The sequence below is a fragment of the Nitrospirota bacterium genome, assembly GCA_004296885.1.
In the GTDB taxonomy this organism is placed as follows: Bacteria; Nitrospirota; Nitrospiria; order Nitrospirales; family Nitrospiraceae; genus SYGV01.
The window spans coordinates 75009-97631 of the sequence record SCVN01000016.1 but is presented as its reverse complement, the minus strand read 5'-3'; the positions used below and the strand labels follow the sequence as shown (position 1 = coordinate 97631).

Annotated in this window: 25 protein-coding genes, 2 tRNA genes and 1 pseudogene; 13 read left to right on the top strand and 15 right to left on the bottom strand. The window is 60.6% G+C overall.

The features are described from left to right. Positions 1-6 precede the first annotated feature (6 nt). Together EPO61_09395 and EPO61_09390 are read right to left on the bottom strand one after the other, a co-directional pair. A complete protein-coding gene (locus EPO61_09395) occupies positions 7-1428 on the bottom strand; it encodes a glutamate--tRNA ligase (protein TAJ08312.1) in 1422 nt (473 codons plus the stop codon). Positions 1429-1475: 47 nt separating this feature from the next. After that, the gene (locus EPO61_09390) at positions 1476-1889 is read right to left on the bottom strand and encodes a 2Fe-2S iron-sulfur cluster binding domain-containing protein (GenBank protein TAJ08311.1); all 414 of its coding nucleotides are present in this window, start codon (positions 1887-1889) and stop codon (positions 1476-1478) included. Between the two features lie 214 nt (positions 1890-2103). On the opposite strand from EPO61_09390, the gene EPO61_09385 reads away from it, so the two are divergent. From EPO61_09385 to iscX, 7 genes are read left to right on the top strand one after another with little or no spacing between them, the layout of a single operon-like run. Continuing rightward, positions 2104-2580: an Rrf2 family transcriptional regulator gene (locus tag EPO61_09385; GenBank protein TAJ08310.1), complete on the top strand. Its 477-nt coding sequence runs from the start codon at positions 2104-2106 to the stop codon at positions 2578-2580. Beyond that, positions 2577-3794, top strand: a complete 1218-nt coding sequence (locus EPO61_09380; GenBank protein ID TAJ08309.1) for an IscS subfamily cysteine desulfurase — start codon at positions 2577-2579, stop codon at positions 3792-3794. Before EPO61_09385 ends, EPO61_09380 begins: the two co-directional genes overlap by 4 nt. 39 nt (positions 3795-3833) lie before the next feature. Continuing rightward, positions 3834-4220: a Fe-S cluster assembly scaffold IscU gene (gene iscU, locus EPO61_09375; protein TAJ08308.1), complete on the top strand. Its 387-nt coding sequence runs from the start codon at positions 3834-3836 to the stop codon at positions 4218-4220. Between the two features lie 26 nt (positions 4221-4246). Continuing rightward, entirely contained in the window at positions 4247-4603 is a 357-nt protein-coding gene (locus EPO61_09370; GenBank protein TAJ08307.1) for an iron-sulfur cluster assembly accessory protein, read from the top strand. A 21-nt stretch (positions 4604-4624) separates the two neighbouring features. Further along, positions 4625-5422, top strand: a complete 798-nt coding sequence (gene hscB, locus EPO61_09365) for a Fe-S protein assembly co-chaperone HscB (protein TAJ08306.1) — start codon at positions 4625-4627, stop codon at positions 5420-5422. A 35-nt stretch (positions 5423-5457) separates the two neighbouring features. Further along, positions 5458-7278: a molecular chaperone DnaK gene (gene dnaK / locus EPO61_09360; GenBank protein TAJ08305.1), complete on the top strand. Its 1821-nt coding sequence runs from the start codon at positions 5458-5460 to the stop codon at positions 7276-7278. A gap of 47 nt (positions 7279-7325) precedes the next feature. Beyond that, positions 7326-7535 carry a Fe-S assembly protein IscX gene (gene iscX / locus EPO61_09355; GenBank protein TAJ08304.1) on the top strand — a complete coding sequence of 70 codons (210 nt, stop codon included), beginning with the start codon at positions 7326-7328 and terminating at the stop codon, positions 7533-7535. A 125-nt stretch (positions 7536-7660) separates the two neighbouring features. Here the strand turns inward: iscX and EPO61_09350 are convergent, their stop codons facing one another. Beyond that, on the bottom strand, positions 7661-10021 hold the full coding sequence (locus tag EPO61_09350) for a PBP1A family penicillin-binding protein (GenBank protein TAJ08303.1): 2361 nt from the start codon (positions 10019-10021) through the stop codon (positions 7661-7663). 254 nt (positions 10022-10275) lie between these two features. Here EPO61_09350 and typA point away from each other — a divergent pair, with 254 nt between their 5' ends. The 4 genes from typA to EPO61_09330 all read left to right on the top strand — a co-directional run bounded on the left by typA (position 10276) and on the right by EPO61_09330 (position 13981). Continuing rightward, on the top strand, positions 10276-12144 hold the full coding sequence (gene typA, locus EPO61_09345; GenBank protein ID TAJ08302.1) for a translational GTPase TypA: 1869 nt from the start codon (positions 10276-10278) through the stop codon (positions 12142-12144). Between the two features lie 39 nt (positions 12145-12183). Continuing rightward, positions 12184-12945, top strand: a complete 762-nt coding sequence (locus EPO61_09340) for a hypothetical protein (GenBank protein ID TAJ08301.1) — start codon at positions 12184-12186, stop codon at positions 12943-12945. Between the two features lie 146 nt (positions 12946-13091). Then, positions 13092-13565, top strand: coding sequence for a peroxiredoxin (locus EPO61_09335; GenBank protein ID TAJ08300.1), 474 nt, complete (start codon positions 13092-13094; stop codon positions 13563-13565). Between the two features lie 80 nt (positions 13566-13645). Continuing rightward, positions 13646-13981 carry a thioredoxin gene (locus EPO61_09330; protein TAJ08299.1) on the top strand — a complete coding sequence of 112 codons (336 nt, stop codon included), beginning with the start codon at positions 13646-13648 and terminating at the stop codon, positions 13979-13981. Positions 13982-13998: 17 nt separating this feature from the next. Here EPO61_09330 and EPO61_09325 read toward each other — a convergent pair whose 3' ends face one another. From EPO61_09325 to EPO61_09295, 7 genes and pseudogenes are all read right to left on the bottom strand, one after another. Next, a complete protein-coding gene (locus EPO61_09325; GenBank protein TAJ08298.1) occupies positions 13999-14814 on the bottom strand; it encodes a 6-pyruvoyl tetrahydropterin synthase in 816 nt (271 codons plus the stop codon). Positions 14815-14924: 110 nt separating this feature from the next. After that, complete coding sequence (gene erpA, locus EPO61_09320) at positions 14925-15245, bottom strand: iron-sulfur cluster insertion protein ErpA (protein TAJ08297.1); 321 nt, start codon at positions 15243-15245, stop codon at positions 14925-14927. A gap of 52 nt (positions 15246-15297) precedes the next feature. Beyond that, positions 15298-15900 carry a redoxin domain-containing protein gene (locus tag EPO61_09315; GenBank protein TAJ08296.1) on the bottom strand — a complete coding sequence of 201 codons (603 nt, stop codon included), beginning with the start codon at positions 15898-15900 and terminating at the stop codon, positions 15298-15300. A 280-nt stretch (positions 15901-16180) separates the two neighbouring features. After that, the gene (gene rfbC, locus EPO61_09310) at positions 16181-16738 is read right to left on the bottom strand and encodes a dTDP-4-dehydrorhamnose 3,5-epimerase (protein TAJ08295.1); all 558 of its coding nucleotides are present in this window, start codon (positions 16736-16738) and stop codon (positions 16181-16183) included. A 35-nt stretch (positions 16739-16773) separates the two neighbouring features. Further along, on the bottom strand, positions 16774-17394 hold the full coding sequence (gene thrH / locus EPO61_09305; protein ID TAJ08294.1) for a bifunctional phosphoserine phosphatase/homoserine phosphotransferase ThrH: 621 nt from the start codon (positions 17392-17394) through the stop codon (positions 16774-16776). 168 nt (positions 17395-17562) lie between these two features. After that, positions 17563-17841, bottom strand: a pseudogene (locus EPO61_09300) (hypothetical protein). A 40-nt stretch (positions 17842-17881) separates the two neighbouring features. Then, positions 17882-18718 (bottom strand): YkgJ family cysteine cluster protein, encoded by an 837-nt coding sequence (locus EPO61_09295; GenBank protein TAJ08293.1) that lies wholly within the window; start codon positions 18716-18718, stop codon positions 17882-17884. A gap of 228 nt (positions 18719-18946) precedes the next feature. On the opposite strand from EPO61_09295, the gene EPO61_09290 reads away from it, so the two are divergent. After that, on the top strand, positions 18947-19312 hold the full coding sequence (locus EPO61_09290; GenBank protein TAJ08292.1) for a hypothetical protein: 366 nt from the start codon (positions 18947-18949) through the stop codon (positions 19310-19312). 205 nt (positions 19313-19517) lie between these two features. On the opposite strand, the gene EPO61_09285 is transcribed toward EPO61_09290, so the two are convergent. Next, positions 19518-20330 (bottom strand): YdcF family protein, encoded by an 813-nt coding sequence (locus EPO61_09285; GenBank protein ID TAJ08291.1) that lies wholly within the window; start codon positions 20328-20330, stop codon positions 19518-19520. 147 nt (positions 20331-20477) lie between these two features. Between EPO61_09285 and EPO61_09280 the strand changes: the two genes are divergently transcribed. Continuing rightward, positions 20478-20951, top strand: coding sequence for an EVE domain-containing protein (locus tag EPO61_09280; protein ID TAJ08290.1), 474 nt, complete (start codon positions 20478-20480; stop codon positions 20949-20951). Between the two features lie 65 nt (positions 20952-21016). On the opposite strand, the gene EPO61_09275 is transcribed toward EPO61_09280, so the two are convergent. The 4 genes from EPO61_09275 to EPO61_09260 all read right to left on the bottom strand — a co-directional run bounded on the left by EPO61_09275 (position 21017) and on the right by EPO61_09260 (position 22502). Further along, positions 21017-21092 (bottom strand) — tRNA-Lys (locus tag EPO61_09275). Between the two features lie 68 nt (positions 21093-21160). Next, positions 21161-21236, bottom strand: a tRNA-Arg gene (locus EPO61_09270). 55 nt (positions 21237-21291) lie between these two features. Further along, positions 21292-21918 (bottom strand): hypothetical protein, encoded by a 627-nt coding sequence (locus EPO61_09265; GenBank protein TAJ08289.1) that lies wholly within the window; start codon positions 21916-21918, stop codon positions 21292-21294. After that, positions 21915-22502 (bottom strand): hypothetical protein, encoded by a 588-nt coding sequence (locus EPO61_09260; GenBank protein TAJ08288.1) that lies wholly within the window; start codon positions 22500-22502, stop codon positions 21915-21917. Before EPO61_09260 ends, EPO61_09265 begins: the two co-directional genes overlap by 4 nt. Positions 22503-22623 lie beyond the last annotated feature (121 nt).

Genomic DNA, 22623 nt, shown 5'->3' with positions numbered 1-22623 from the left:
GGAGAGTCAAGCACTGCTGCGGTTGGCCCATGCGATCCCCTTCCGCAGCCGGGCTAGCGTCCGGTCGCGGCCCAGCAGTTCGATCACTTCGAAGAGGCCGGGACTGGCGGTCCGTCCGGTCACGGCCAGCCGCACCGGTTGCGCCAGTTGCCCCATCTTCAATCCCTGTTCCTCGATAACCTGCTTGAACGCCCCTTCCAGCGGTATATGTGAAAAATCCGGCGCGGCCTGGAACCGCTCCGCGAGTTTCTCAAGCGCGGGTACGATGGCCGGTGTCAGCAACTTGGTCGCCGCATCTGCGTCCATCTCGATCTGCTCCTGCAGATAGGGCACGGCCGCCTGCGCCATCTCCACCAACGTGCGCGCCCGCTCCTGAAACAGCGTGACCAGCCGCGCCAGCCACCCGTCGGGGGCCTTGCGTACCGCGTCACCGACGCCGACTTGATCCAGGAACGGGAGCAGCAACGCGGCAATCCTCGCCGGCTCGCTCTGCTTGATGTACTGGGCGTTCATCCAGAGGAGCTTCTCCGGATTGAATACCGCCGCGGACTTCTGCACATGGCCAAAGGAGAAGTTGTCAATCATCTCCTGCAACGAGAAAATTTCCTGGTCTCCGTGGGACCAGCCGAGGCGCACCAAATAGTTGATCAGCGCCTCCGGCAGATAGCCCATCTCTTTGTAGGCCAAGACCGACGTGGCGCCGTGCCGTTTGGACAGTTTGGCTTTGTCCGCTCCCATGATCATCGAGAGATGCCCGAAGCGCGGGATCGGATAGCCCAGGGCCTGGAAGATCGGAATCTGGCGCGGGGTATTGTTCAGATGATCGTCGCCACGGATGACATGGGTAATACCCATCAAGGCATCGTCCACCACGACGGAAAAATTATAGGTCGGGTAGCCGTTGGACCGTAGGATGATCAGATCGTCCAGCACGTTGTTGTCGAAGACCACCCGCCCCTTGATCAGGTCCTCGACCACTGTCTGACCTTCCTGGGGCGCCTTGAACCGCAGCGCCGCTTCTCCTGTCGGCTGCGTAATGCCACGGGCACGGCAGCGGCCGTCATATTTCGGAGTGAGCCCCTTGGCTTGAGCCTCTTTGCGACGCGTTTCGAGCTCCTCGGCGCTGCAGATACACCAATAGGCCTGCCCTCGCTCAAGCAGCTGCATCGCCCGCTCCCGATACAAGTCCATCCGCTCGGTCTGCCGATAGGGTCCTTCATCCCAATCCAGCCCGACCCACTTCATGCCGTCCAGAATGATCTGGATCGCTTCGTCGGTAGAACGGTCCTGATCGGTGTCCTCGATCCGAAGGATAAAGGTGCCCCGTTCATGGCGCGCCCAAAGCCAATTGAACAGAGCGGTCCTGACCCCGCCGATGTGGAGGTAGCCGGTTGGACTGGGCGCAAATCGTACTTTGACGTGGCTCACGGCATAGACTCGCTGAAGGTCGGATATGATCAGGGAAAGGAGACCGGTTAATGACCTTCTTTGACGAGGTTCTTGTTGACAGCCGGAATTTGCACGACCAGATCCATGGTCCCGTTCGGCACGCACTGGCAGGCCAGGCGCGAATTCAAAGTGATCTCCGGCGCCTCTTCCAACTGGTCGAACTCGTCATCCGTACCCTCGTTGCAGGACTGCAGTCCTTCTTTCACGATGACATGGCAGGTGGAGCAGGCGCAGACTCCCCCGCAGGCATGCTCCAGATCAATGCCCGCTCCCAATGCAATATCCAACAGGCTGCCGGGCAACCCCGTCTCTCCATAAGGGACCTTCGTCGGATCAACTTGCACCTGGGCCGTCTTGTCCGTTGAGACAAACGTCACGGTATAGGGCTTCGTCGGACGCTCGTATTCGGCTTTTTCGATGTAGGGATTCGTTCCACCCATGAGATAGAGCCTCGCGTCAACCGCTCAATTGGACGTCTGATTCACTCTACCATAGGAGAGTGAGCATCTGCATCTAATATTTAAGTCGCACAACTCAATGGAATAATTAGACTAATTATTAATTGACAGCGAAAGCACGGCAGTGGTAAATTTAGTGCGACTCTTTTGATCGGCGATTGAATTAGTCCCCGATCTACCTAGTCGGAGGTCTACGTTGTTGAAGCTCTCGAAGAAAGCAGACTATGGGCTCATGGCCCTGCAGTACATTGCCTCGGTGCAGTACGGCGATGTCGCCCGCGCGCGGATCGTGAACACGAAGGAAATCGCAGAAGAGTACCACATTCCGGTTGAACTCCTGGCCAAGGTCCTCCAGACACTGGCCAAGCACGGGATCGTCGAAAGTCAAAACGGACCCAAGGGCGGCTACCTGCTCGCCCGCCACGCAGGAAGCATCACGATCGCCCAGGTGCTGGAGGCCATCGAAGGCCCCCTCGGCATTGCTGACTGCTATCACGACAAAGACACCGCCTCCTGTTCGCAACGCGAGCATTGCAACATCAGGACCCCCCTCCTGAAAGTGCAAAGCAGCATTTACCAGCTACTAAACAGTATGACCGTCGAAGCTATGATGGGCGGGACCCCCTTGATCACGGTCCAGTCGATCACCACTGCCGAAGGAGTTGCGCGATGAAGTTCCCGATTTTCCTTGATAATCATTCGACGACCCCGATGGACCCGCGGGTCCTGGAGACCATGCTGCCCTACTTCTGCGAGAAGTTCGGCAACGCCGCCAGCCGGAACCATCCCTTCGGGTGGGAAGCCGAGGAGGCGGTCGAGGCGGCGCGCCAACAGATCGCCAAGCTGATCCACGCCGACGCCAAGGAGCTGGTCTTCACCAGCGGCGCCACGGAGTCCGACAACCTGGCGATCAAGGGCGTCCTGGAGATGTACAAGGAGAAAGGCGATCACATCATCACCAGCGCGACCGAGCATCGTGCCGTCCTGGACACGGCCAAGAGCCTGGAGTCGAAGAAAGGCATCAAAGTCACCTACCTGCCGGTGGACAAGTACGGGATGGTCAACCCGGATGACGTGCGGAACGCCATCACCGACAAGACCATCCTGATTTCGATCATGATGGCCAACAACGAAATCGGGACCATCAACCCGATCAAGGAGATCGGCAAGATCGCCAAGGAAAAGGGCGTCTTGTTCCATTGCGACGCCACCCAGGGGGTGGGGAAAATCCCCGTGAACGTGCAGGAGATGGGCATTGATTTGATGGCCTTTTCCGCCCACAAGATCTACGGACCCAAGGGCGTCGGCGCTCTCTATGTTCGCAAAAAGGCGCCGCGTGTGCGGCTGGCCCCGATCATCGACGGAGGAGGCCATGAGCGAGGCATGCGGTCCGGCACCCTGCCCGTTCCCCTGATCGTCGGCTTCGGGAAGGCCTGCGAATTGTGCGAGCAGGAGATGCCGACCGAATCGGTGAAACTGGCGGCCCTTCGGGATCGGCTCCAAGACGGCATCATGAAGCATTTGGATGAGGCCTATCTCAACGGCCACCCGACCCAGCGGTTGCCGCACAACCTCAATATTTCCTTCGCTTATGTCGAGGGTGAATCGCTATTGATGGGCGTTAAGGAGATCGCCCTCTCCTCCGGGTCCGCCTGCACCTCCGCGACCCTGGAACCCTCCTATGTGCTCCGGGCCCTGGGCGTGGGGTCCGACCTGGCCCATTCCTCGATCCGGTTCGGACTGGGGCGCTTCAACACGGTGGAAGAAGTTGACTATACGGCGAAACGGATTATTGAAATCGTGACCAAGCTGCGAGAGATGTCGCCTCTGTACGAAATGGCCAAAGAAGGGATCGACTTGAAGTCGGTCCAGTGGAGCGCTCATTAATTCACCCCGATAGAGACCGACGCAGAGGAGGATTGCACCATGGCATACAGCGAAAAAGTGGTCGATCATTTCAACAATCCCCGCAACATGGGATCGTTCAAGAAGGATGAGGACGGCGTGGGCACCGGGATCGTCGGCGCGCCGGAGTGCGGCGACGTCATGAAGCTGCAAATCAAAGTGCAGAACGATACGATCGTGGACGCCAAGTTCAAGACCTTCGGCTGCGGCTCCGCCATTGCCAGCTCGAGCCTGGCCACCGAGTGGCTCAAGGGCAAGACGGTCGAGCAGGCGCAGCAGATCAAGAACACGGATATCGTTCAGGAGTTGAATCTGCCGCCGGTCAAGATCCACTGCTCGGTATTGGCCGAAGACGCGATCAAGGCGGCGTTGAACGACTACAAGAAAAAGACGGAAGAAACCAAGTAAGGCCCCGGCACACCAAGGAGTCAGCGATGGAATCAACGGATACGACGACCTCCGGTCCGGTCATCACCCTGAGCGAAGCGGCCGTCAAGGAAGTCAAGCGCTTGCTTAACGTCCAAGGGATCACGGAAGGCGGCCTGCGCGTGGGCGTCAAAGGCGGTGGCTGCTCGGGCTTGAGCTACACCGTCAACTTCGACGACAAGATCGGCCCCTACGACAGCGTCTACGAGATCGAAGGGATCAAGGTGATCGTGGACGCCAAGAGCGCCATTTACCTGCAGGGCACCCAGTTGGATTTCCACAAGGACTTGATCGGAGGATCGTTCAAGTTCGTCAACCCCAACGCCAACAAGACCTGCGGCTGCGGCGAGTCCTTCTCGGCCTGATCTTCTTTCACATCTGTCACAATGCCCGCAGGGTACGCCTCGCGCGCGCGAGGCGTACCCTGCGGCTCGAAAAGCGAAACAGGGCCCATGGAACAGAAGCCGACGGCACTCCCAAAACGCACCGAACTCCACATGGCCCGGAGCATGTGCTGGCATTGCCAGTCCGAGATCACCGGGGAGTATTTCTGCGAGCAATGCGTCAAGGTCCAACCCCTCTCGAAGGAGTTGGACTACTTCACCTGCCTCGGCCTGCCGCGCCTGTTGAACATCGACTTGGAGGCCTTGGAGGCTAAGTTTTACGCGCTCAGCCGGAGTTTCCACCCCGACTTCTATCACAATAAGACCGAATCCGAGCAGACGATCAGTCTGGGCAATTCCGCCCTGTTGAATATCGCCTACCGGACCCTGAAAGATCCCGTCCAGCGAGCGGAATATCTGCTGAAACTGGAAGCCGGATCGGCCAAAGACATCCGGAGCTCGCCCCCGGCGGATTTGTTCGAGGAAATCCTGGCCCTGCAGGAAGATCTGGAGGAGTACCGCCAAGCCTCACCGGATCAGGCGCCGGCCGCGCTGGAGCCATTGAAGGCCAAGCTGTCGTCGGACCGGGACCGGCTCGAGCGCCGGCAGCGCGACATGGACGCCCGGCTGCCCGAACTCTTCGACGCCTGGGATCACCTCCAAACTCGAGCGGGTGCCGCTCCCGTGGACGACCGGCTCAGGAAAGAACGCGAGGCGATCCTGAAGGATCTCCGGGAACTGCTGTCGAACCGGACCTACCTCCGCAACATCATCACAGACCTCGCGGCCGCCATGGCCTGACCGCATTCGTCACGGCAAAAGGTAGCACCACAGACATGGCACGGATTCTCGGCATCGACCTCGGCACCACCAACTCGCTGATCGCCTACATGGATGGGCAGACACCCCGTGTGATCACCGGCAAGCAGGGCCGGGCCATGGTCCCCTCGGTGGTCGCGATGACGGACAGCGGGCTGATCGTCGGCGATCCGGCCAAGGAACATCTCGTCCGCAACCCCGAACGGACGATCTATTCCGTCAAGCGCTTCATGGGCAAAAGCCTGGCGGATGTGTCGGAAGAATTGAAGTACTTCCCCTACAAGCTGCACGAGCAGGGCGGCGTCATCCGCATCCAAGTCGGTGAGAAGACCTACTCGCCCCCCCAAATCTCGGCCATGATCCTGAAGGAGCTCAAGCTCCGGGCCGAGGCTCACCTGGGGGAAGACGTCCGGAGCGTGGTGATCACCGTCCCGGCCTATTTCAACGACAGCCAACGGCAGGCGACCAAGGACGCCGGCATGATCGCGGGGCTGGAGGTGCTGCGGATCATCAACGAACCGACCGCCGCCTCGCTGGCCTACGGACTCCAGCGGAAGACCCAGGGCACCATCGCCGTCTATGATTTGGGCGGCGGCACCTTCGACATTTCAATCCTGAAGCTCAAGCAAGGGATCTTCGAGGTCCTGGCCACGAACGGCAATACCCACCTGGGCGGAGACGATTTCGACCGGACGATCCTGGACCTGCTGCTGCAGGAGATCCGCGCCGAGTCCGGGCTGGACCTGGGCCAGCACCCGGACCAGATGCAAGCGCTCCGGCTGGAAGCCGAACAGGTCAAGATCCGCCTCTCCGACGAACTCAAGACTCAGGCGACCATCGAGCTGCCGGACGGCAAGGGAGTCTTCCGGCGCGAGATCACGCGCGATCAGTTGGAGGCCCTCGTCGGCGACTTGGTCGAACGGACCCTGGGCCCCTGCCGCCTGGCCCTCAAGGATGCCGCCTTGCAGCCCGCGCAGATCGATGAAGTGGTGCTGGTCGGCGGCTCCACCCGCATGCCCTTGGTACGGCAACGCGTGCAGGAACTGTTCGGGAGGGTCCCGCACTGTGAACTGAATCCGGATGAGGTCGTGGCCCTCGGCGCGGCGGTCCAGGCGGACATCCTGAGCGGTGGCACTCAGGACATGTTGTTGCTGGACGTGACTCCGCTCTCTCTCGGCATCGAAACCATGGGGGGGGTGATGAGCCCGCTCATCCGGCGGAACACCACCATCCCCACCAGCGCCAAGGAAATGTTTACGACCTACGTGGACGGCCAGACCTCCGTGGACATCCACATCCTGCAAGGCGAGCGGGAACTGGCCAAGGACAACCGCAGCCTCGCCCGCTTTCAACTCAAGCTCCCGCCCCTTCCGGCCGGTGTGCCACGCGTGGAGGTTCAGTTCCTGACCGACGCCAACGGCATTCTGAACGTCACGGCGAAAGACGTGCGCACCAACCAGACCCAGTCCATCGAGGTCAAACCCTCGCACGGGCTCACGGACGAGGAAGTGGAGCGGATGATCGGCGAATCGTTCAAATTCGCCGCGGAGGACCTCAAGGCCCGCCAATTGATCGAAGCCCGCACAGAAGCCGAGGCCATTCGGAAGGCGACGGAGAAAGCCCTGGGGCTGGGAGGCCGTTTGATCGGACCGGAGGAAACCGAGACGATCCGAGCCTCGCTGACTTCCCTCGTCGCCGCAACAGCCGGCGACGACCATCGGGCCATCCGGGCCCGCATCGCCGACGTGGAAAAAGCCACGCATCACCTGGCCGAGGTGTTGATGGACACCTCGTTGAAGGAAGCGCTGCAGAACAAGAAGCTTGAAGAACTGCCGTAGCTGAAAGCCGACAACCGGCCATCAGCCATTAGACGCAAGGAGCCGCAATGGACGTGAAATGGCAGGATACGGAAGAGATCGCCATCAGGCTAGTGGAAGCGCACCCGGAGACGGACCCGCTGACCGTCCGGTTCACGGACATGCATGCCTGGATCGTCGCCTTGCCCGGCTTCACGGACGATCCCAAGAAATCCAACGAGAAGATCCTGGAAGCCATTCAGATGGCCTGGCACGAGGAGTACCAGGGCTCCAAGTGATTCCTGCTCGACCGGGGGCAATCGCGATCCAACGACCGGCGCTCGCAGACCCGTATTACATGTCGTGAACGGCTCACCCGGAAGTGGAGGCGGCCCCCCTCTATAAAGAAGAGCGGCCTGACAAATCAGGAGGGGCCTTCGCTTCCCTGGTCGAACTTGTAGAAATCCGCCGGATCGCTGTGCACAGGGGCCGGCTCCGTCGGCTCCGTCCCCTTGGCAAAGATCTCGACGGTTCCCTGGCTGCTCTGGGCAGGCGCCAGCAGGCCGGTCTCCGGGTCCACCTTCACGAACACAATGTCATCCGGGATTTCGAAGGACTCCACCGGCAGCGCCGACAGGGCCTCGCGCATGAAGTCGATCCAGATCGGCAGGGCCGCGTGGGCCCCGGACTCCGTATCGCCCAAGGTCCGGATATCGTCGAACCCCACCCAGACCCCCACGACCAAGTTCGGGGTATAGCCGACGAACCAGGCATCGGTATAGTCGTTGGTCGTCCCGGTCTTGCCGGCGACGGGCCGTTCGATGACTTTGGCCGCCTGCCCCGTGCCTCGCTGGATCACGTCCTCCAGCACGTTCGTAATCAGGTAGGCCGTTTCTTTCGTGAGGACCTGGCGCGGCTCGAAGAGGGTCTGCTCCAATACCTGCGCATTGGGATCCTCCACCCTCGTCACCATGTAGGGGTCCAGCTTGAGGCCCTGGTTGGCGAACACCCCGTAGGCCGACGTCAGTTCCACCAGCGTCACGCTGGACGAGCCCAAAGCCAGCGAGAGGTCGTGGTTCAGGGGACTGGTGATCCCCAGCGTCTTGGCGAATTCGATGACCGGCTTGACTCCGATCCGGTCCAGTAAGCGCACCGTGGCCACATTGCGGGAGTGGATCAACGCGTCGCGCAAGCTGGTCAACCCGAAGAATTTTTTCTCATAGTTCTCCGGCTTCCAGGTCTTCTCCGGATCCTCGTTCTCGTACACCACCGGCGCGTCCAACACCGGCGTGGCGGGGCTCAGGCCCTCGCTCATCGCCGTCGCATAGATAATCGGTTTGAAGGCGGACCCAGGCTGCCGGTGGGCGCTGACCGCCCGGTTGTACTCGCTCCGTACGAAGTCCAACCCTCCGACCATCGCCCTGATCGCCCCGGTCCGCGGGTCAATCGCGACCAATCCCCCTTCCACGATCGGGGTCTGTTCCAAGCGAAACTGCGCTCCGTCCTTGTCCAGCTTCTTGACCGCGACCTCGATCACGTCCCCCGGCTTGAGCAGCGCCTTCACGTTTTGCAGCACCGCCGCGTCCTTGCTCGGATCCTTGCCCTTCAAGCGGCGCTTGGCCCAGGCTATGTCGTCAAAGGCCAGTTTGCCGGCGGTCGGCCCCGCCTGCACGGCCACGTAATCCTTGGTCACCTTGGTGACGACCCCCTGCAGCAGGTCCCCTTCGTGCAACACGGGAGCCGGAACATTCGGCTTGTCCATCACCGCCGTGGGGTCTTGCTTGCCGATGGGCCCTCGCCAGCCCTGCCGCTTGTCGAGTTCACGAAGCCCTTTCTGGACCGCCCGCTCGGCCGCCTTTTGCATCTCCACATTGAGCGTGGTCGCAACCGAAAGGCCGCCTTTGTAGACCATCGACTCCCCATATTGAGCCACCAGGTGCAGGCGGACGGTCTCGATGAAATGCGGCGCAATCTGCTCCGAGACCGCATGGCGGAAGGTAAGCGGTTGTGCGGCGGCTTCTTCCCGCTGCTCGGACGTCAAGAACCCGGCTTCCTCCATGCGGGCGAGCACATGCTCCTGCCGCCGCTTGGCTCGCTCCGGATTCTTGGTGGGCGAATAGTTGTTGGGGGACTTGGGTAACCCGGCGAGCAAGGCCGATTCGGCCACCGTCAGATCCCGCAACTCCTTGCCGAAATAGGTCTGGGCTGCCGCGCCGACCCCGTAGGCCCCCTGGCCGAAGTAAATCTGGTTCAGGTACAGTTCCAGGATCTGCTCCTTGCTCAGGATCAGCTCCATCTTATAGGCTAGGATCAACTCTTTGACCTTCCTCCCATAGGTCCGTTCCGGCGACAGAAAGAGGGAGCGGGTCAATTGCTGCGTGATGGTGCTGGCCCCCTCGACCTTGCCCCCCCGCCGCAGGTTGGTCCAAAACGCCCGCAGAATCCCGACCACGTCGAGACCCGGATGCTCAAAGAACCGCGCATCCTCCACGGCAATCACGGCGTTGATCAGCGAGGGGGGGACATCGGCCAGCGTAGCCAGGATCCGCCGTTCGACATAGTATTGTCCGATGATCTGATGATCGTCCGAGTAGACCCGGCTGACCTGGCTGGGCTGATACCCTTGCAAAGAATCCAGCGAGGGCAGGTCTTGCGACACAAACCAGAAGGAGCCGGCCACAGCTCCCCCCAGCAACCCGAACACGATGATCACGAACAGCAGCAGGGTGCGCCCCCAGCGTCTACCGGGGCGTCGCGGGGCCAGGCCGAGGCTAGGAGCGGACATAGGCGCAGGACTCCACGATCATGCTCCACAAATGGGGAAACGCAGCGGCGGGCAATGGATTACCATACAATGCAGTCCCCCAAAACTCAAGCCACGCCGGGTGATTCTTTCAGTCCGGCCATACCGACAAACTGAAGCCCGGCTTGTATTTACACCGCGCCTTCCCGTATACTGTCTTGCAACGCCGCCCTCGTGCGGCGTCTTTTTTTGCTGAAAGGCTCACATTCCCCATGGACCAACAAACGGCACTACCCATGTCAGCGCACATCGCTCATCGCCCGGCATCCGATCGGCGGCAGGACATCCGGAACATCGCGATCATTGCCCACGTCGACCACGGCAAGACCACTCTGGTGGATGCCGTCCTGAGACAAACCCACGTCCATCGCAAGATCAACGACATGGGCGAGCGGATCATGGATTCCATGGATCAGGAACGGGAACGGGGCATCACGATCCGCGCGAAGAATGCCAGCGTCACCTATCAGGGCGTCAAGATCAACATCGTGGACACCCCCGGCCACGCCGATTTCGGCGGCGAGGTCGAACGGACGCTGCGGATGGTTGACGGGGTCCTGCTGGTGGTGGATGCCAAAGAAGGCCCCATGCCGCAGACCACGTTTGTGCTGCGCAAGGCGCTGGCGCTCGGGCACAAGGCCATTGTGGTCATCAATAAGATCGATCGGCCCGATGCCGTGATAGACGACGTGCTCAACCGGACGTTCGATCTGTTCGTCCATCTGGGGGCGACCAACGAGCAGCTCGATTTCCCGATCGTCTATGCCTCGGCGATCAACGGCATTGCGACGTTGGACCTCACCCAGCCGGGCACCGACATCTCCCCGCTGTTGGACACGATCCTCAACCAGATCCCGGCGCCCGCCATCAGAGCCAACGCGCCGCTTCAAATGCTGGTACTCGCACTGGCCTACGATGCCTATAAAGGCAAGATGGGCATCGGGAAAATCCTGGCCGGTTCGATCGCCAAACGCCAAACCGTCGCACAGATGAAGCGAGACGGAAGCCAGGTCAACGGGCGGGTGACGGAACTCGCCGTTTTCTCGGGCCTGGAACGGACCGAAGTGGACAAGGCCGAGGCGGGCGAAATCGTCGCCGTGGCGGGCATCCCCGACATCAGCATCGGCGAGACGATCGCCGATCCGGAGCAGCCGATTGCGCTGTCGCCGGTCGCCATCGACGAACCGACCGTGCAGATGACCTTTTCGGTGAACAACAGCCCCTTCGCCGGGCGGGAGGGGAAGTTCCTCACCTCCCGGCATCTGCGCGAGCGCCTGTTCAAAGAGTTGGAGACCAACGTGTCCCTGCGCGTCCAGGAAACGGACAGCACCGATCGATTCCTGGTGGCGGGACGGGGCGAACTCCACTTGTCGGTCTTGATCGAGCAGATGCGCCGGGAAGGCTATGAGCTTCAGGTCTCCCAACCGGAAGTCATTCTTCACGAAGACAACGGCGTCCTCACGGAACCGTTCGAGGAATTGACCATCGACGTGCCCACCGAATATCAAGGGACGGTCATCGAGGAGGTGGGCCAGCGCCGGGGCCAACTCCGGCACATGAAGCTGGCCCAGTCGGACGGCAGCGCCGGCGAGATGCACCTGGAATATTACATCCCGACCCGCGGCGTGATCGGACTCAAGAACGTCCTGTTGGCTAAGACCCGTGGCACCGTGATCATGCACCATGTCTTTCAACGGTACGAACCGGCCGACAAGCAGACGTTGCAAGTCGCTCCGCACGGCTCCCTGGTGGCCTTCGAAGACGGCACCAGCAACGCCTACGGCCTGTTCATGATCCAGGAGCGCGGCACCCTGATCATCGGCCCCGGCGTGGAGGTATACCAGGGCATGGTGGTCGGCCAGAACAGCCGGGACGAAGATCTGGACGTGAACATCTGCAAAGCCAAACAGCTCAGCAACATGCGGGCCTCCGGATCGGATGAAGCCCTGACCCTGACCCCGCCCCGCGCCATGACGTTGGAATATGCCCTCGAGTATATCGGCCAGGACGAACTGTTGGAAGTGACGCCGACCAACCTCCGCATCCGGAAACGCTTGCTCAATCCCGAGGAGCGTCGTAGGGCCCGCAAAGATCGCAAGGGCTGAGCAGGTCGTTTCGCGTACGACTTCCCGAGTCCCGCACCGATGAAGATCCGCCGCAAGGCCGCCAAGCTTCCGCCCTCCGCGCCCCCCTTGTACATCGTTGGGTACCGGAGCTCGCCGCCGCCCCCTGAAGAGCTCGCGATCTGGTTTAATTTGGAATACGGGGGTCCGCTCCGCCTCCAGGCAGACCCAGGACCGTCGCTTGGAGGCTCCTCGCAGCTCCGCGCCGCCCACGGACCCTGGGAAGCCGCGATCCGACTGCTCCTCCCCGCGGCTGACGCTGAGGCCTGGCAGGAATCGCTCGCCTGGGGACATCCCAACGCCGGACAGGTCCTATTGATGCGCACCTCGCCGAGCAAGGCCATTGATCTGGTGCTGCACGCAGCCCGTCTGGCCAGGGGCTTGACTCTGCTGACCGGAGGCACCGCTTACGATCTCCGCACCCAGACTTACCTAAACCCGTCCGACTGGCAAGACCGTCCGCTGACACAATTCGCCGCTTGTGACCACATGACCGTGGAGCAGAGCGACGCGGACGAGGCGGGACGTGAACGGTTCTACACCAAGGGCTTGGCCAAATTCGGCCTGGATGAGCTGGAAGTCTTTCGCCCCATGGGTCTGCCCGGCCGCCCCACCTCTGAACGGCTCACAGACATCGCCGAGATGATCATCAGGCTCGGGCAGTCCCCGAAGGTCGGGGCCTCGCTCACCGTGCCGGACATCGGGCTGACTCTGTCCATTACCAAACACCGGACCGTCCCTGCGGCCGAAGGGCCCGTGGCCTTCCGTGAAGTCGCCTGGTGACGCCCCGCAGGGCCCATCCGCCCGAAACTTTCCTGGGCCTTTTGGGCCGATTGACAAACTTTCTGAGCGCATGCTACCAATGATGGCTTCCGAGTGATGCCTGTTCATCCCAACTCAATCCACCCAATCCAATAGAGGAGGTTTCCATGGCCACAGATGTCGCCCCCGAGATAAAAGCAGGGGACACCGCCCCTGATTTCACGCTGAAAGACCAGGACCAGAAGGATGTCAAGCTCAGCGATTTCCGCGGCAAGAAGAACGTCGTACTGGCGTTTTACCCGCTGGATTGGAGCCCCGTCTGCACCGGAGAGAACAAGTGCCTGACCGACGATTTTCCGAAGTTCGATCAAATGAACGCGGTGGTCTTCGGTATCAGCACGGACAGCTTCTTTTCCCACAAAGCCTGGGCCGACTCGTTGGGGCTCAAGCAGCAACTGCTCGCCGATTTCAATCGCGAAGTTGTGAAGAAGTATGGCCTGTATTTCGAGCCGCTGAATTGCGGCAAGCGCGCGACGGTGATCGTGGACAAGAACGGGAAAGTGGCCTACGTGAAGGTCCAGGAAATCAAGGTCGCTCGGGACGACAAGGATATCCTCGAGGCGCTCAAGAAGCTCAACTAAACCGCGGTCGAAAAGCCCGAAAGTCGGAAAGTCTTCAAGACGAGGCTTTCTGACTTTCGGACTTTCGACGTTACGACCTTATGGCTGGTTCAGTCGAAGACGTCAACGACGAGAATTACGAGGAGTTCGTGCAAGCCCCGGCTGCCGTCGTGGCCTACGGAATCGCCTCCTGCGAGCCCTGCAACGCCTACGACCCGATTCTCCAGGAAACGGCCGCCCGCTTTGCCACGATCCGGATCGGCAAGGCCAAGATGCACGTGCCTGGCCGGTGCCGAGAGATCAAAAAACGCCACCAGTTCGAGACCTATCCGACCACCCACCTCTTTTCCCAAGGGAAGCTGCTGATCACGCGGGAAGGCAAGGTGGAGGCGGACGAACTGGCGGCGCTCATCAACGACCATCTGCTCAAGAGCTAGCTCGCGCTCGGCTGCCCTTAGCCGCGATATTCGTAGTAGGCCCCGCGCGTTTCGGACAGGCCGATCCGTTCCAAGCGGCCGGCCGGAAGTCCTTTTATCAAGAGATCCCACAGGAACCGGGCCAGGTTTTCGCCGCTGGTGATACGACGGGCCAGCTCCGGGTCCCGATCGATATCCTGATGGTCGAGTCGCCGGAGGATCTGTTCGGTCACGATACGGTCCAGCGTCGGAATATCCACCAGCATGCCGGTGATCGGATCAATCGCGCCCTGCACGGTCACGTGCAACACATAATTATGCCCGTGGGAGCCAGGGCTGTGGCACTTTCCGAACAACCGCCGGCTCTGCTCCTCGGATAGCCCCTTGCTCTGCAGGCGATGGGCCGCCGCAAAGTGGTACCGCTTGGTCAACCCGGCCTGGCCTTCGCCCCCCATGAACTCCGCGGACAGGTCTTCATCTTCGAATAGCCTGACCTTTTCGAGGCGGCCGATCTCAGAACGGGCCGCCAGGACGCGCCAGAGCACGACCGCAATGTTTTCGGTGGTCGGAATCCTGTCGTGAAAGTAGGGGGTATCCAGGTTGAGATGCTTGTGATCGAATTCTTCCAGAATTTCTTTTAGCACCCGCTTGAGATCGTAGAGGTTGACCACCATGCCGGTCTGGGGGTCCACCTGTCCAGCCACGGTGACTTCGAGCATGTAATTGTGGCCATGCCCCGGCTCGTTGAAGCAGGCCCCGAACGTCGCCCGGTTGCGCGCTTCGTCCCAGGCTGGGTTGCAATAGCGATGCGCGGCGGAAAACTCAATCCGTTTGGTCAATCGGACTTCCGGCATAGCCACTCCATCAGGCACAGAAAGGGCAATAACAGCAAGGGCCGGGATCGCGCCTCACCGCTGCGGTGAGCGACCCCAGCCCTTCTATTCAAAACCGGACCGAAGACAAATCAGGCGCTAAAGGAGCTGCCGCAGCCGCATGTGGTTTTGGCTTGGGGGTTCTTGATGGAAAACCCGGACCCCTGCACGCTGTCCACATAGTCCACTTCAGCCCCGCTCAGGAGCGGCGCGCTCTGGGAATCCATGATGACTTTCACGATCCCCTTTTCGACCACGGTGTCGTCGTCGCCCATTTTGGATTCGAAGGCCATTCCATACTGGTACCCATGGCAGCCGCCTCCGCGCACGTAGATGCGCAGGCCGACCACATCCTTCTCCTCCGTCATCAATTCCTTGATCTTCTCCTCGGCCTTCTGCGTGATTGTCACCATGGCCCCCTCCCTCATACGTTGCGTCTATCCTACACAGGGCGCAAGAGGATCGTCAACGTCCCAGCGCCTCGGCCACTCGCCCGACCAGCCCCGCCCCCGGCTTCAAGGTTTTCCCGCCCTCGCTCCAGTTGGCCGGACAGGCTTCTTCGGGATGAGCCGCGCAGTAGACATTCGCCTTGACCTTCCGGAGAAGCTCCGCTGCGCTTCGGCCCACATTGTAGAAATGCACCTCGGCGACCACGAGCTTGCCCTCGGGGCTGATGATGAAGGTTCCTCTGAGCGCAAGTCCTGTCGCTTCGTCATACACACCGAACAGCCGCGACACTTTGCCTGTCGGGTCCGCTCCCATCGGATAGGCGAGCCCCTTCAGCAGCTTCTCCTCCCGCTGCCAGGCCATATGGACGAACTTGGTGTCGGTCGACACCGCGATCACCTCGGCCCCCGAGCCCGCCAGGTCTTTGTACTTCTCCGCCACGTCAGCCAGCTCGGTGGGACAGACGAAGGTATAGTCGGCTGGGTAAAACACAAGAACGGTCCACTTCTTTGCCTGTTTGAGAGATTCCAACGACACCTTGCCGAACTCCCCCTTGCGGGGATCATACGTTTCCAGCTCAAAATTCGGAACCAGCTCGCCGACATGTATGCTCTCACCCATTGGGATGTCTCCTTCCTTGTAAGTTTCTGATCAGGCGCCGTGGCGGCCCATCAGCTCATTGTCGTTCCGCCTGCTCCGACTGATGCCGGAGCTCCTTCACAATGCATGCCTCGCGACCCGCAGCCATACCATCGAACCCATGGAGTTCATCGCGCACCCAGACTCTGTGGACGACCCGACAGTCCGGAGCGGGCGCATGATGACCAGAGGTGAGCTTATATACTATGCTGCGGCAAGACCCGTCAACGGTGCGCCAGGATGGAAGGCAAGGCTCTCGATGTCAGGCGGGCTGGTAGACCGGCAACTCCCCGGCCATGTCCGCAAGGGTCTTGTAGGCGGCATCCTTGGGCGAGAGCAGCGGCTGGGACACCGGCCAGGGAATCCCGATCTCCGGATCGCTCCAGATGAGTCCCCGTTCGCCCTTGGGCGAGTAGAAATCCGTGCAGTTGTAAACGACGCCAACCGTGTCGGTCAGGGCGCAGAACCCATGGGCGTAGCCGGACGGGATATAGAGTTGTCGCTTGTTCTCTACGGACAGCTCATAGCACACGAATCGGCCGAACGTCGGAGAGCCCACCTGGATATCCACCGCCACGTCGAAGATCGTTCCCTCCACGACGGTCACCAGCTTGCCTTGCGGCTGAATCAGTTGATAGTGCAACCCGCGCAGGGTGCCGCGGCTGGAACGGGAAAAGTTGGACTGGACGAAGGGGGCCGTGATCCCGCCCTCCGCGTATTTCTTGGCGTGGCTGATCTCGAAGAAATGGCCGCGTGCATCGGGAAAGACATCAATTTCGATGAGGATCACGCCCCGTAACGCCGTGTCAACAAACCGCACGCATGGCCTCCTTCGAGTTCCGATCCGCCACGTTCCTAGGGGGCCAACCCGCCCGCCAGGCGGAATTGTTGCTTCAGCTCGGAATAGGTTTGGGTCACGGGGAACTGTGGAAACTGTTGGCTGATCGTGCTGGGAGGCCGGAAGAAGATCCCCGCATCTGCCGCGGCCAGCATGGCGGTATCGTTATAGGAGTCGCCCGCCGCGACGATTTTGAACCGCAGACTCCTCAACGCCATCACGGATTCCTGTTTTTGATTCGGCTGTCGAAGGCAGTAGTCGGTGATCCGCCCGGTCCCGTCCACCTCCAGCCTATGGCAAAAGAGCGTGGGATAGCCGAGCTGCCTCATGAGCGGAAGCGCAAACTCGTAGAACGTGTCCGAGAGAATAATGAGCTGGCACCGCTCCCGCAGCCAGTCCAGAAACTCGCCCGCTCCCTCCAACGGAGCCATGGTCGCAATGACGGCCTGAATATCCTGCAGTCGTAGACCATGCCGGTCGAGAATGCCCAAGCGCCGCTTCATCAGCACATCATAGTCGGGAATGTCTCGCGTGGTCAGACGGAGCTCGCTGATGCCGGTCCGTTCGGCGACATTGATCCAAATCTCCGGGACCAAGACCCCTTCCAAATCCAAACAGGCTAGCACCGGTTGCGTCATGAGCTTCGCGGTCTCCTTGCGGGTCAGGCACCGGGACGTTCCGGATCGGCGGCGACCCGTCCTCAAACGAGGCCGGATCATATCGCAAACGACGCGGCGGTACAATCACGGAACGTGAGGCGGCTCGGAATTCTCGGGCCGAACCGGCATGGAACCGGCCGGACCCGTTCTCCGCACTCGCCGCTGATCCAGCCACCAAGCCAGCAACGGAAGAGTGACAGGGGCGGCCGGGAGAATCAAGGCGACAAAGTACGGACTCACGGCGGCAAGACGACGCACACGGCTGCGAATCTGAACGCGATCATCCCGAGTCCATGGCTGCCCGTTGCGAGGCTTCATCAGAAGGGGCATCAGCCCTCGGACTTGCATGACCTCGGCGACGATCCGAGTCCGCTCCCGCCGCTCCAAGTCCATCATGACGCGTATCCAGCGAGGCGGCGAGGGCATATAAATTGGTCCAGATCTCGATGGTCCGTGGGATGGATCGTCAGGGCTGCGGGCGCTCCTGCCCGCGTGACGAAGAACTGTGGGAGACACGTTGGCGGGCCGTAACCTCGCGACTTAAATACCACCACACCTTGTCGAGCGCCCGTTCCAGCATCTCCCTTCCCTGCCAGGATCGGCCACCCTTCTGTCTATGACGCTCAGCCCATTCCAGCGCCAACGGCAAGGGAATGAATCGGGCCGGCCCACCGATAAGGTCGGCCCAGAGCAGAGCCAGCACCGTCCCGACGCGCAGGGGGATGGGGACAGGCCTGACGGGGTTTCGTTCCAAATCCTGGCACAATTCTGCCGGCGACGTCACCAACAGTTCTCGGCAGGCAGCCGGGCGATCGTCATAGATGGAGCACACTTCCTCGACCAGGAATGGACAGGGCAGCCGGAGCGCATAATAGGCACGGTTGATCGGTTCGAAGGTGTCGTCATCGAGCTGGCGTTCCGATTCGGCAATCTCGTAGAGGTGCGGAAGGACCCCGGTTCGCTCCAGTTGCGCACGCGCATCCGCCAGACTGGTCAGGACTGCCTCCCGCTGCTCCGCAGGCCAGGCCCTGATCGCATCCGCCAACGCAAACGCTTCCGGAGCCGCCAACGGAATCAACATCCGGCAGCAGGCGGCGCAGCCTTTCTTGCAGGAAATCGCCGCGCCATGCATAACGACGTCACGCTCCTCCAGCGCCTGCGCCGCCTCGCCAATGCGGCGAATGGAGGGAACAATCGCCGCGACAGGCACGAAGTGGAGCGGTACCTCCACAGGCACCGTGACCGGACCGGCGGGCGTATTCACCGAAACATCAAGCCGTTCAACTGTCCGGTCTTCCGTCATGCTCCGTCTCCATGCCTGCACGGATGCCGCCGCTGAGCATTCGGTCCCGCCGCAGGGTTCGTCCGGCTCATCTTAAAAGAGGCGTTCGGGAACGGTCAAGCAGGGCGTCCGCTCAAGGGCGCCTCTTTCGGCAAGTCATTCCCTCCCTCTACTCCTTCCGCACGACTTTGGGCTTGCCAGGCCGAACCACGCTGCTGATAATGGCGCAAGACCGGTCGGAGGATGACGATGCGGCTCACAGGACATCTCGTCGGCTTGCTGAAAGTTTATATGGTCGACTTGGTCGACCAGGCCCGCCAGGAAGCCCAGGCCCATGAGTCTTTTGGATTCACCCCGGCCCCCTACCGGCCCGACCAAGCGCTCTCCGATCTCTTGGCCATTCTGGACGATCGCATTGAGTCGGAGGGCGTTCAAGTCGGACTTCCCGAGGAGTTCCTCCATCAGATGTGGACGGTCTGCAATGAAGCCCAGGCGCATATCCGGGAGCAGGTGTGGCTGGAGTCCGGTATCGCCCAGGGCGCGGCGTCCAAAGCCAGGACACGCGAGATGACCTACCAGGCGCTGCTGGCTTATATCGAGCACCAGGCAGACTGAGCGGCCCGCCCATGGCACAGACAATTCCTCAGATCTTTAAGACACTGTTTCTCTTGCTATGGCACATGGAGCGTCCTGCTCTCGACCGGCAGCAGGATTTTTCCTTCGGGCAGGATATGAATGGAGAACTGTATAGCCTCGGATTACAGAGAGCCATTTACCGGATCATCGAGGCGCAGCCGTAACCAGTTTGTGGAGCGATGGATCAGATCTTTCCGCTGATGCGGTAGATCAGAGTTCCGACCAGCTCATTGATGGCCACAGTGCTTCTGCGCAAGGATTCGACCTCTGGAATCAGGTCTAAGAGATCACCATTCCATCCGGCTTCGATCCGGTCCCGAGCGATGTAGGTACAGGGGTAAGGGGTGGCATCTACGCCTTGTTTGCGGAACAAGCCGATGGCTCGCGGTACGTGATAAGCGGATGTAACCATCAGGACTGCGCCTGCGCCCACGATCTGTTTGGTTGCGACAGCGTTCTCGTAAGTCGTGCGCGAACGACCTTCGACAACCGTAACTTCTTCAGGTATGCCGAGCCGAAGCGCTAACCCTTGCATTTCCACTCCTTCTTGAGCGCCCTCGCCAAAAATGCTCGCATCACCTCCGGCAAAGATGATACGCGGCGCAAATCCTTTGGCGTAAAGATCGGCTCCGCACATTGTCCGTTGCATGCTGGAAGGGGAAAGTTCATTGGTTGGCCGTAATGTGCCTTTGCTGGCCACTCCGCCTCCAAGCACCACAATGGCGTCAAATCGCTTTGACGTAGTGAGGTCAAACGGTGGAGCTTGCTCTTCAATCAGCCCCACCAGCCGATTTGCCACAAACGGTGCGCCCAATATATACAGGATAAGAAATGCGGCGATCGCAAGAGAATGCCTCCAGCGGAGCCTTCGTGGCGAGGGCTGAAGCCATGTCAGTGGAATCAACAGACCAAGAATGAGTAATATCCAGGTCAGCGGGTACAGCCCGTACTTCGCCAGCTTGTAGAGACCGAACAGAAACGGCGACATGTCCATCATGTTTCCTCTTGGATCGAGGGAACAACCTTGCGTGTCGGCAGGGAGAGCATACCCTCAAGACATGGATCAAACAAGACACGGGGTCCGACGAGCCAACGACGAGACAGGGATCCCGCCTAGGCCTGGCCGGCGGAACAAGGAGGGATGATGTCACCAAATCGCCCGTATTGGCTGATGAAATCCGAGCCCGGCGCTTTTTCAATTGACGATCTGCGCAAGGCCCCGGGTCGCAAGACTTGCTGGGACGGGGTGCGCAATTATCAAGCCCGTAATTACATGCGGGCGATGAAGGCAGGAGACCAGGTGTTCTTTTACCATAGCAATGCCGATCCGCCGGCGATCGTCGGCATCGCGGAAGTGGTGCGCGAGGCCTATCCCGATCCCACCGCCTTCGACCAGCAGCACCGCCACTACGACCCCAAGAGCAAGCTGGAGAAGCCCCTGTGGGACATGGTGGATATCCGGCTGGTCAAGATCCTGACCAGACCCTTGTCGTTGGAGCGGCTCAGACAGGAGCCTGGCCTCAAAAGGATGGAACTCCTGCGGAAGGGGTCCCGGCTGTCGGTCCAACCGGTACAAGCAGCCGAGTGGGCTCTGATCCTGAGGCTGGCCAAGGAATAGCCTCAGGCCCCCTCTTCCCTGAAACAAAATGCCCTCCTCGGCACATCACCGGGAAGGGCATTTTTTGGTGGGCCGTGTAGGGGTCGAACCTACGGCCCGCTGATTAAGAGTCAGCTGCTCTACCAACTGAGCTAACGGCCCACCGGATTTGTTTTATTGAAACGAGTCCTACCTCTTTCTCACGGATCAATAAGCTTGTGCTCATTGGATGGTGCGCCTGACAGGATTTGAACCTGTGGCCCCTAGCTCCGGAGGCTAGTGCTCTATCCGCTGAGCTACAGGCGCATCCGTTCAGCGAGGTGACCGTGACATTATCACACCGCTTGCAAGCCTGTCTAGATTACCGCGTGAGGGGATTGCGGTCCGGCAGAAAACCGTACGGAAGAAGCACTTCCTCCCCAAGCCCAGGGGTTGCTCCAAGGCAGACCTCAAGCTCTGCCCTCTCTTGCTCCGCCAGCCGCTGTTCTTCCTGTCGCAATATCAGCGGAACCCGCTGGACGGGCACAGCCGTTTGAACTGCGCAGGCGCCAGCCACCAGGCCATCGGCTTCAACAGGAATCCCCATCATCCGGCAGGTCACCGGCCGAAACGAGTAGACGCGACAGCTGCCGTCCTCGGACAGAGCCGGACACGGCAGGTCCTGGAATCGTTCCACCAACTCGTCCACCTCGTGGTCGCTCCACCGATCAAGCGCTGTATCCGCTTTGAGGCGGGGGAAGACTGCCTCGAAAGCCTCCACCTGACTACGCGCGCTTACCTCAATGGCCAGACGGACCGACGGCGCCAGCGAAGTCAGCCCCCGTTGCAAGGAAGCCACGTCAAGCCTAGTGATGGCAAAAGGACCGATGCAGCACCGGCTGCAGCCTCGCCGGCAGGGCAAGTTGCCCAGGAGCGAAGCCCGCGCACGTTCGAACCATTGGTCGCAGCGAACCATGAAACGGCGGGGCCCGTCTGCAAGGGCAGTCATGGCTGCTTGTTGTCTGGCAGCGCGTCTACGTCGGAACTGGTATCCTGCATGTCAACGATGAGGTCGCCCTTGGGCGAAAAGAAGCCTTGCCCATCTATATATACGATACCATTGCAGTTTTCCTGAAAAAACTCCAGGATCCAGCCATTGAAGTCATAGCCCTCGTCGGTCATATCGGCTTGGACGAACCGGGTCGTAGCGATAAACCGGGCTCGCGCCACGAATTCGCGGACCAATTGGGCCTCGACGTCGTCGTAAATCGACAGGCGTTCAAGAAAATCCTTCCGTTCCTGTTCGAACGCATCCTGGTAACTCCCGCGATCTCTCAGGCAAAAGAGCTGGATAGGCTTGCGTTCGCGGTGATACCCGATCCCGATTTGGACCCAGGCCCAATCATCGAGCGCCTCTTGGTCCATCTTGGGCACCAAGGGAACCTGTCCTTTGGACTTGAGGAAATCCAGGAGGAGACGCAGGGGAGGCGAGTTCTCCCTCGTACAGAATACGCGCGAGTAGACGACCGCCTCGGCCGCCTCCGGTTGAGACGGCTGCGCACCGGACGAAATGATTGGCAGCTCTTTTCCCATCTGATGACGTACTGCCCGCCCCCCTGAATTGAACCGACTCTTGCCCGCAATCGCAGCCCCTTACTTTACACACTGCCCGGCCAGGGTTCAAGTCGAGACCGAGAAACACCGCTGGCTGCCT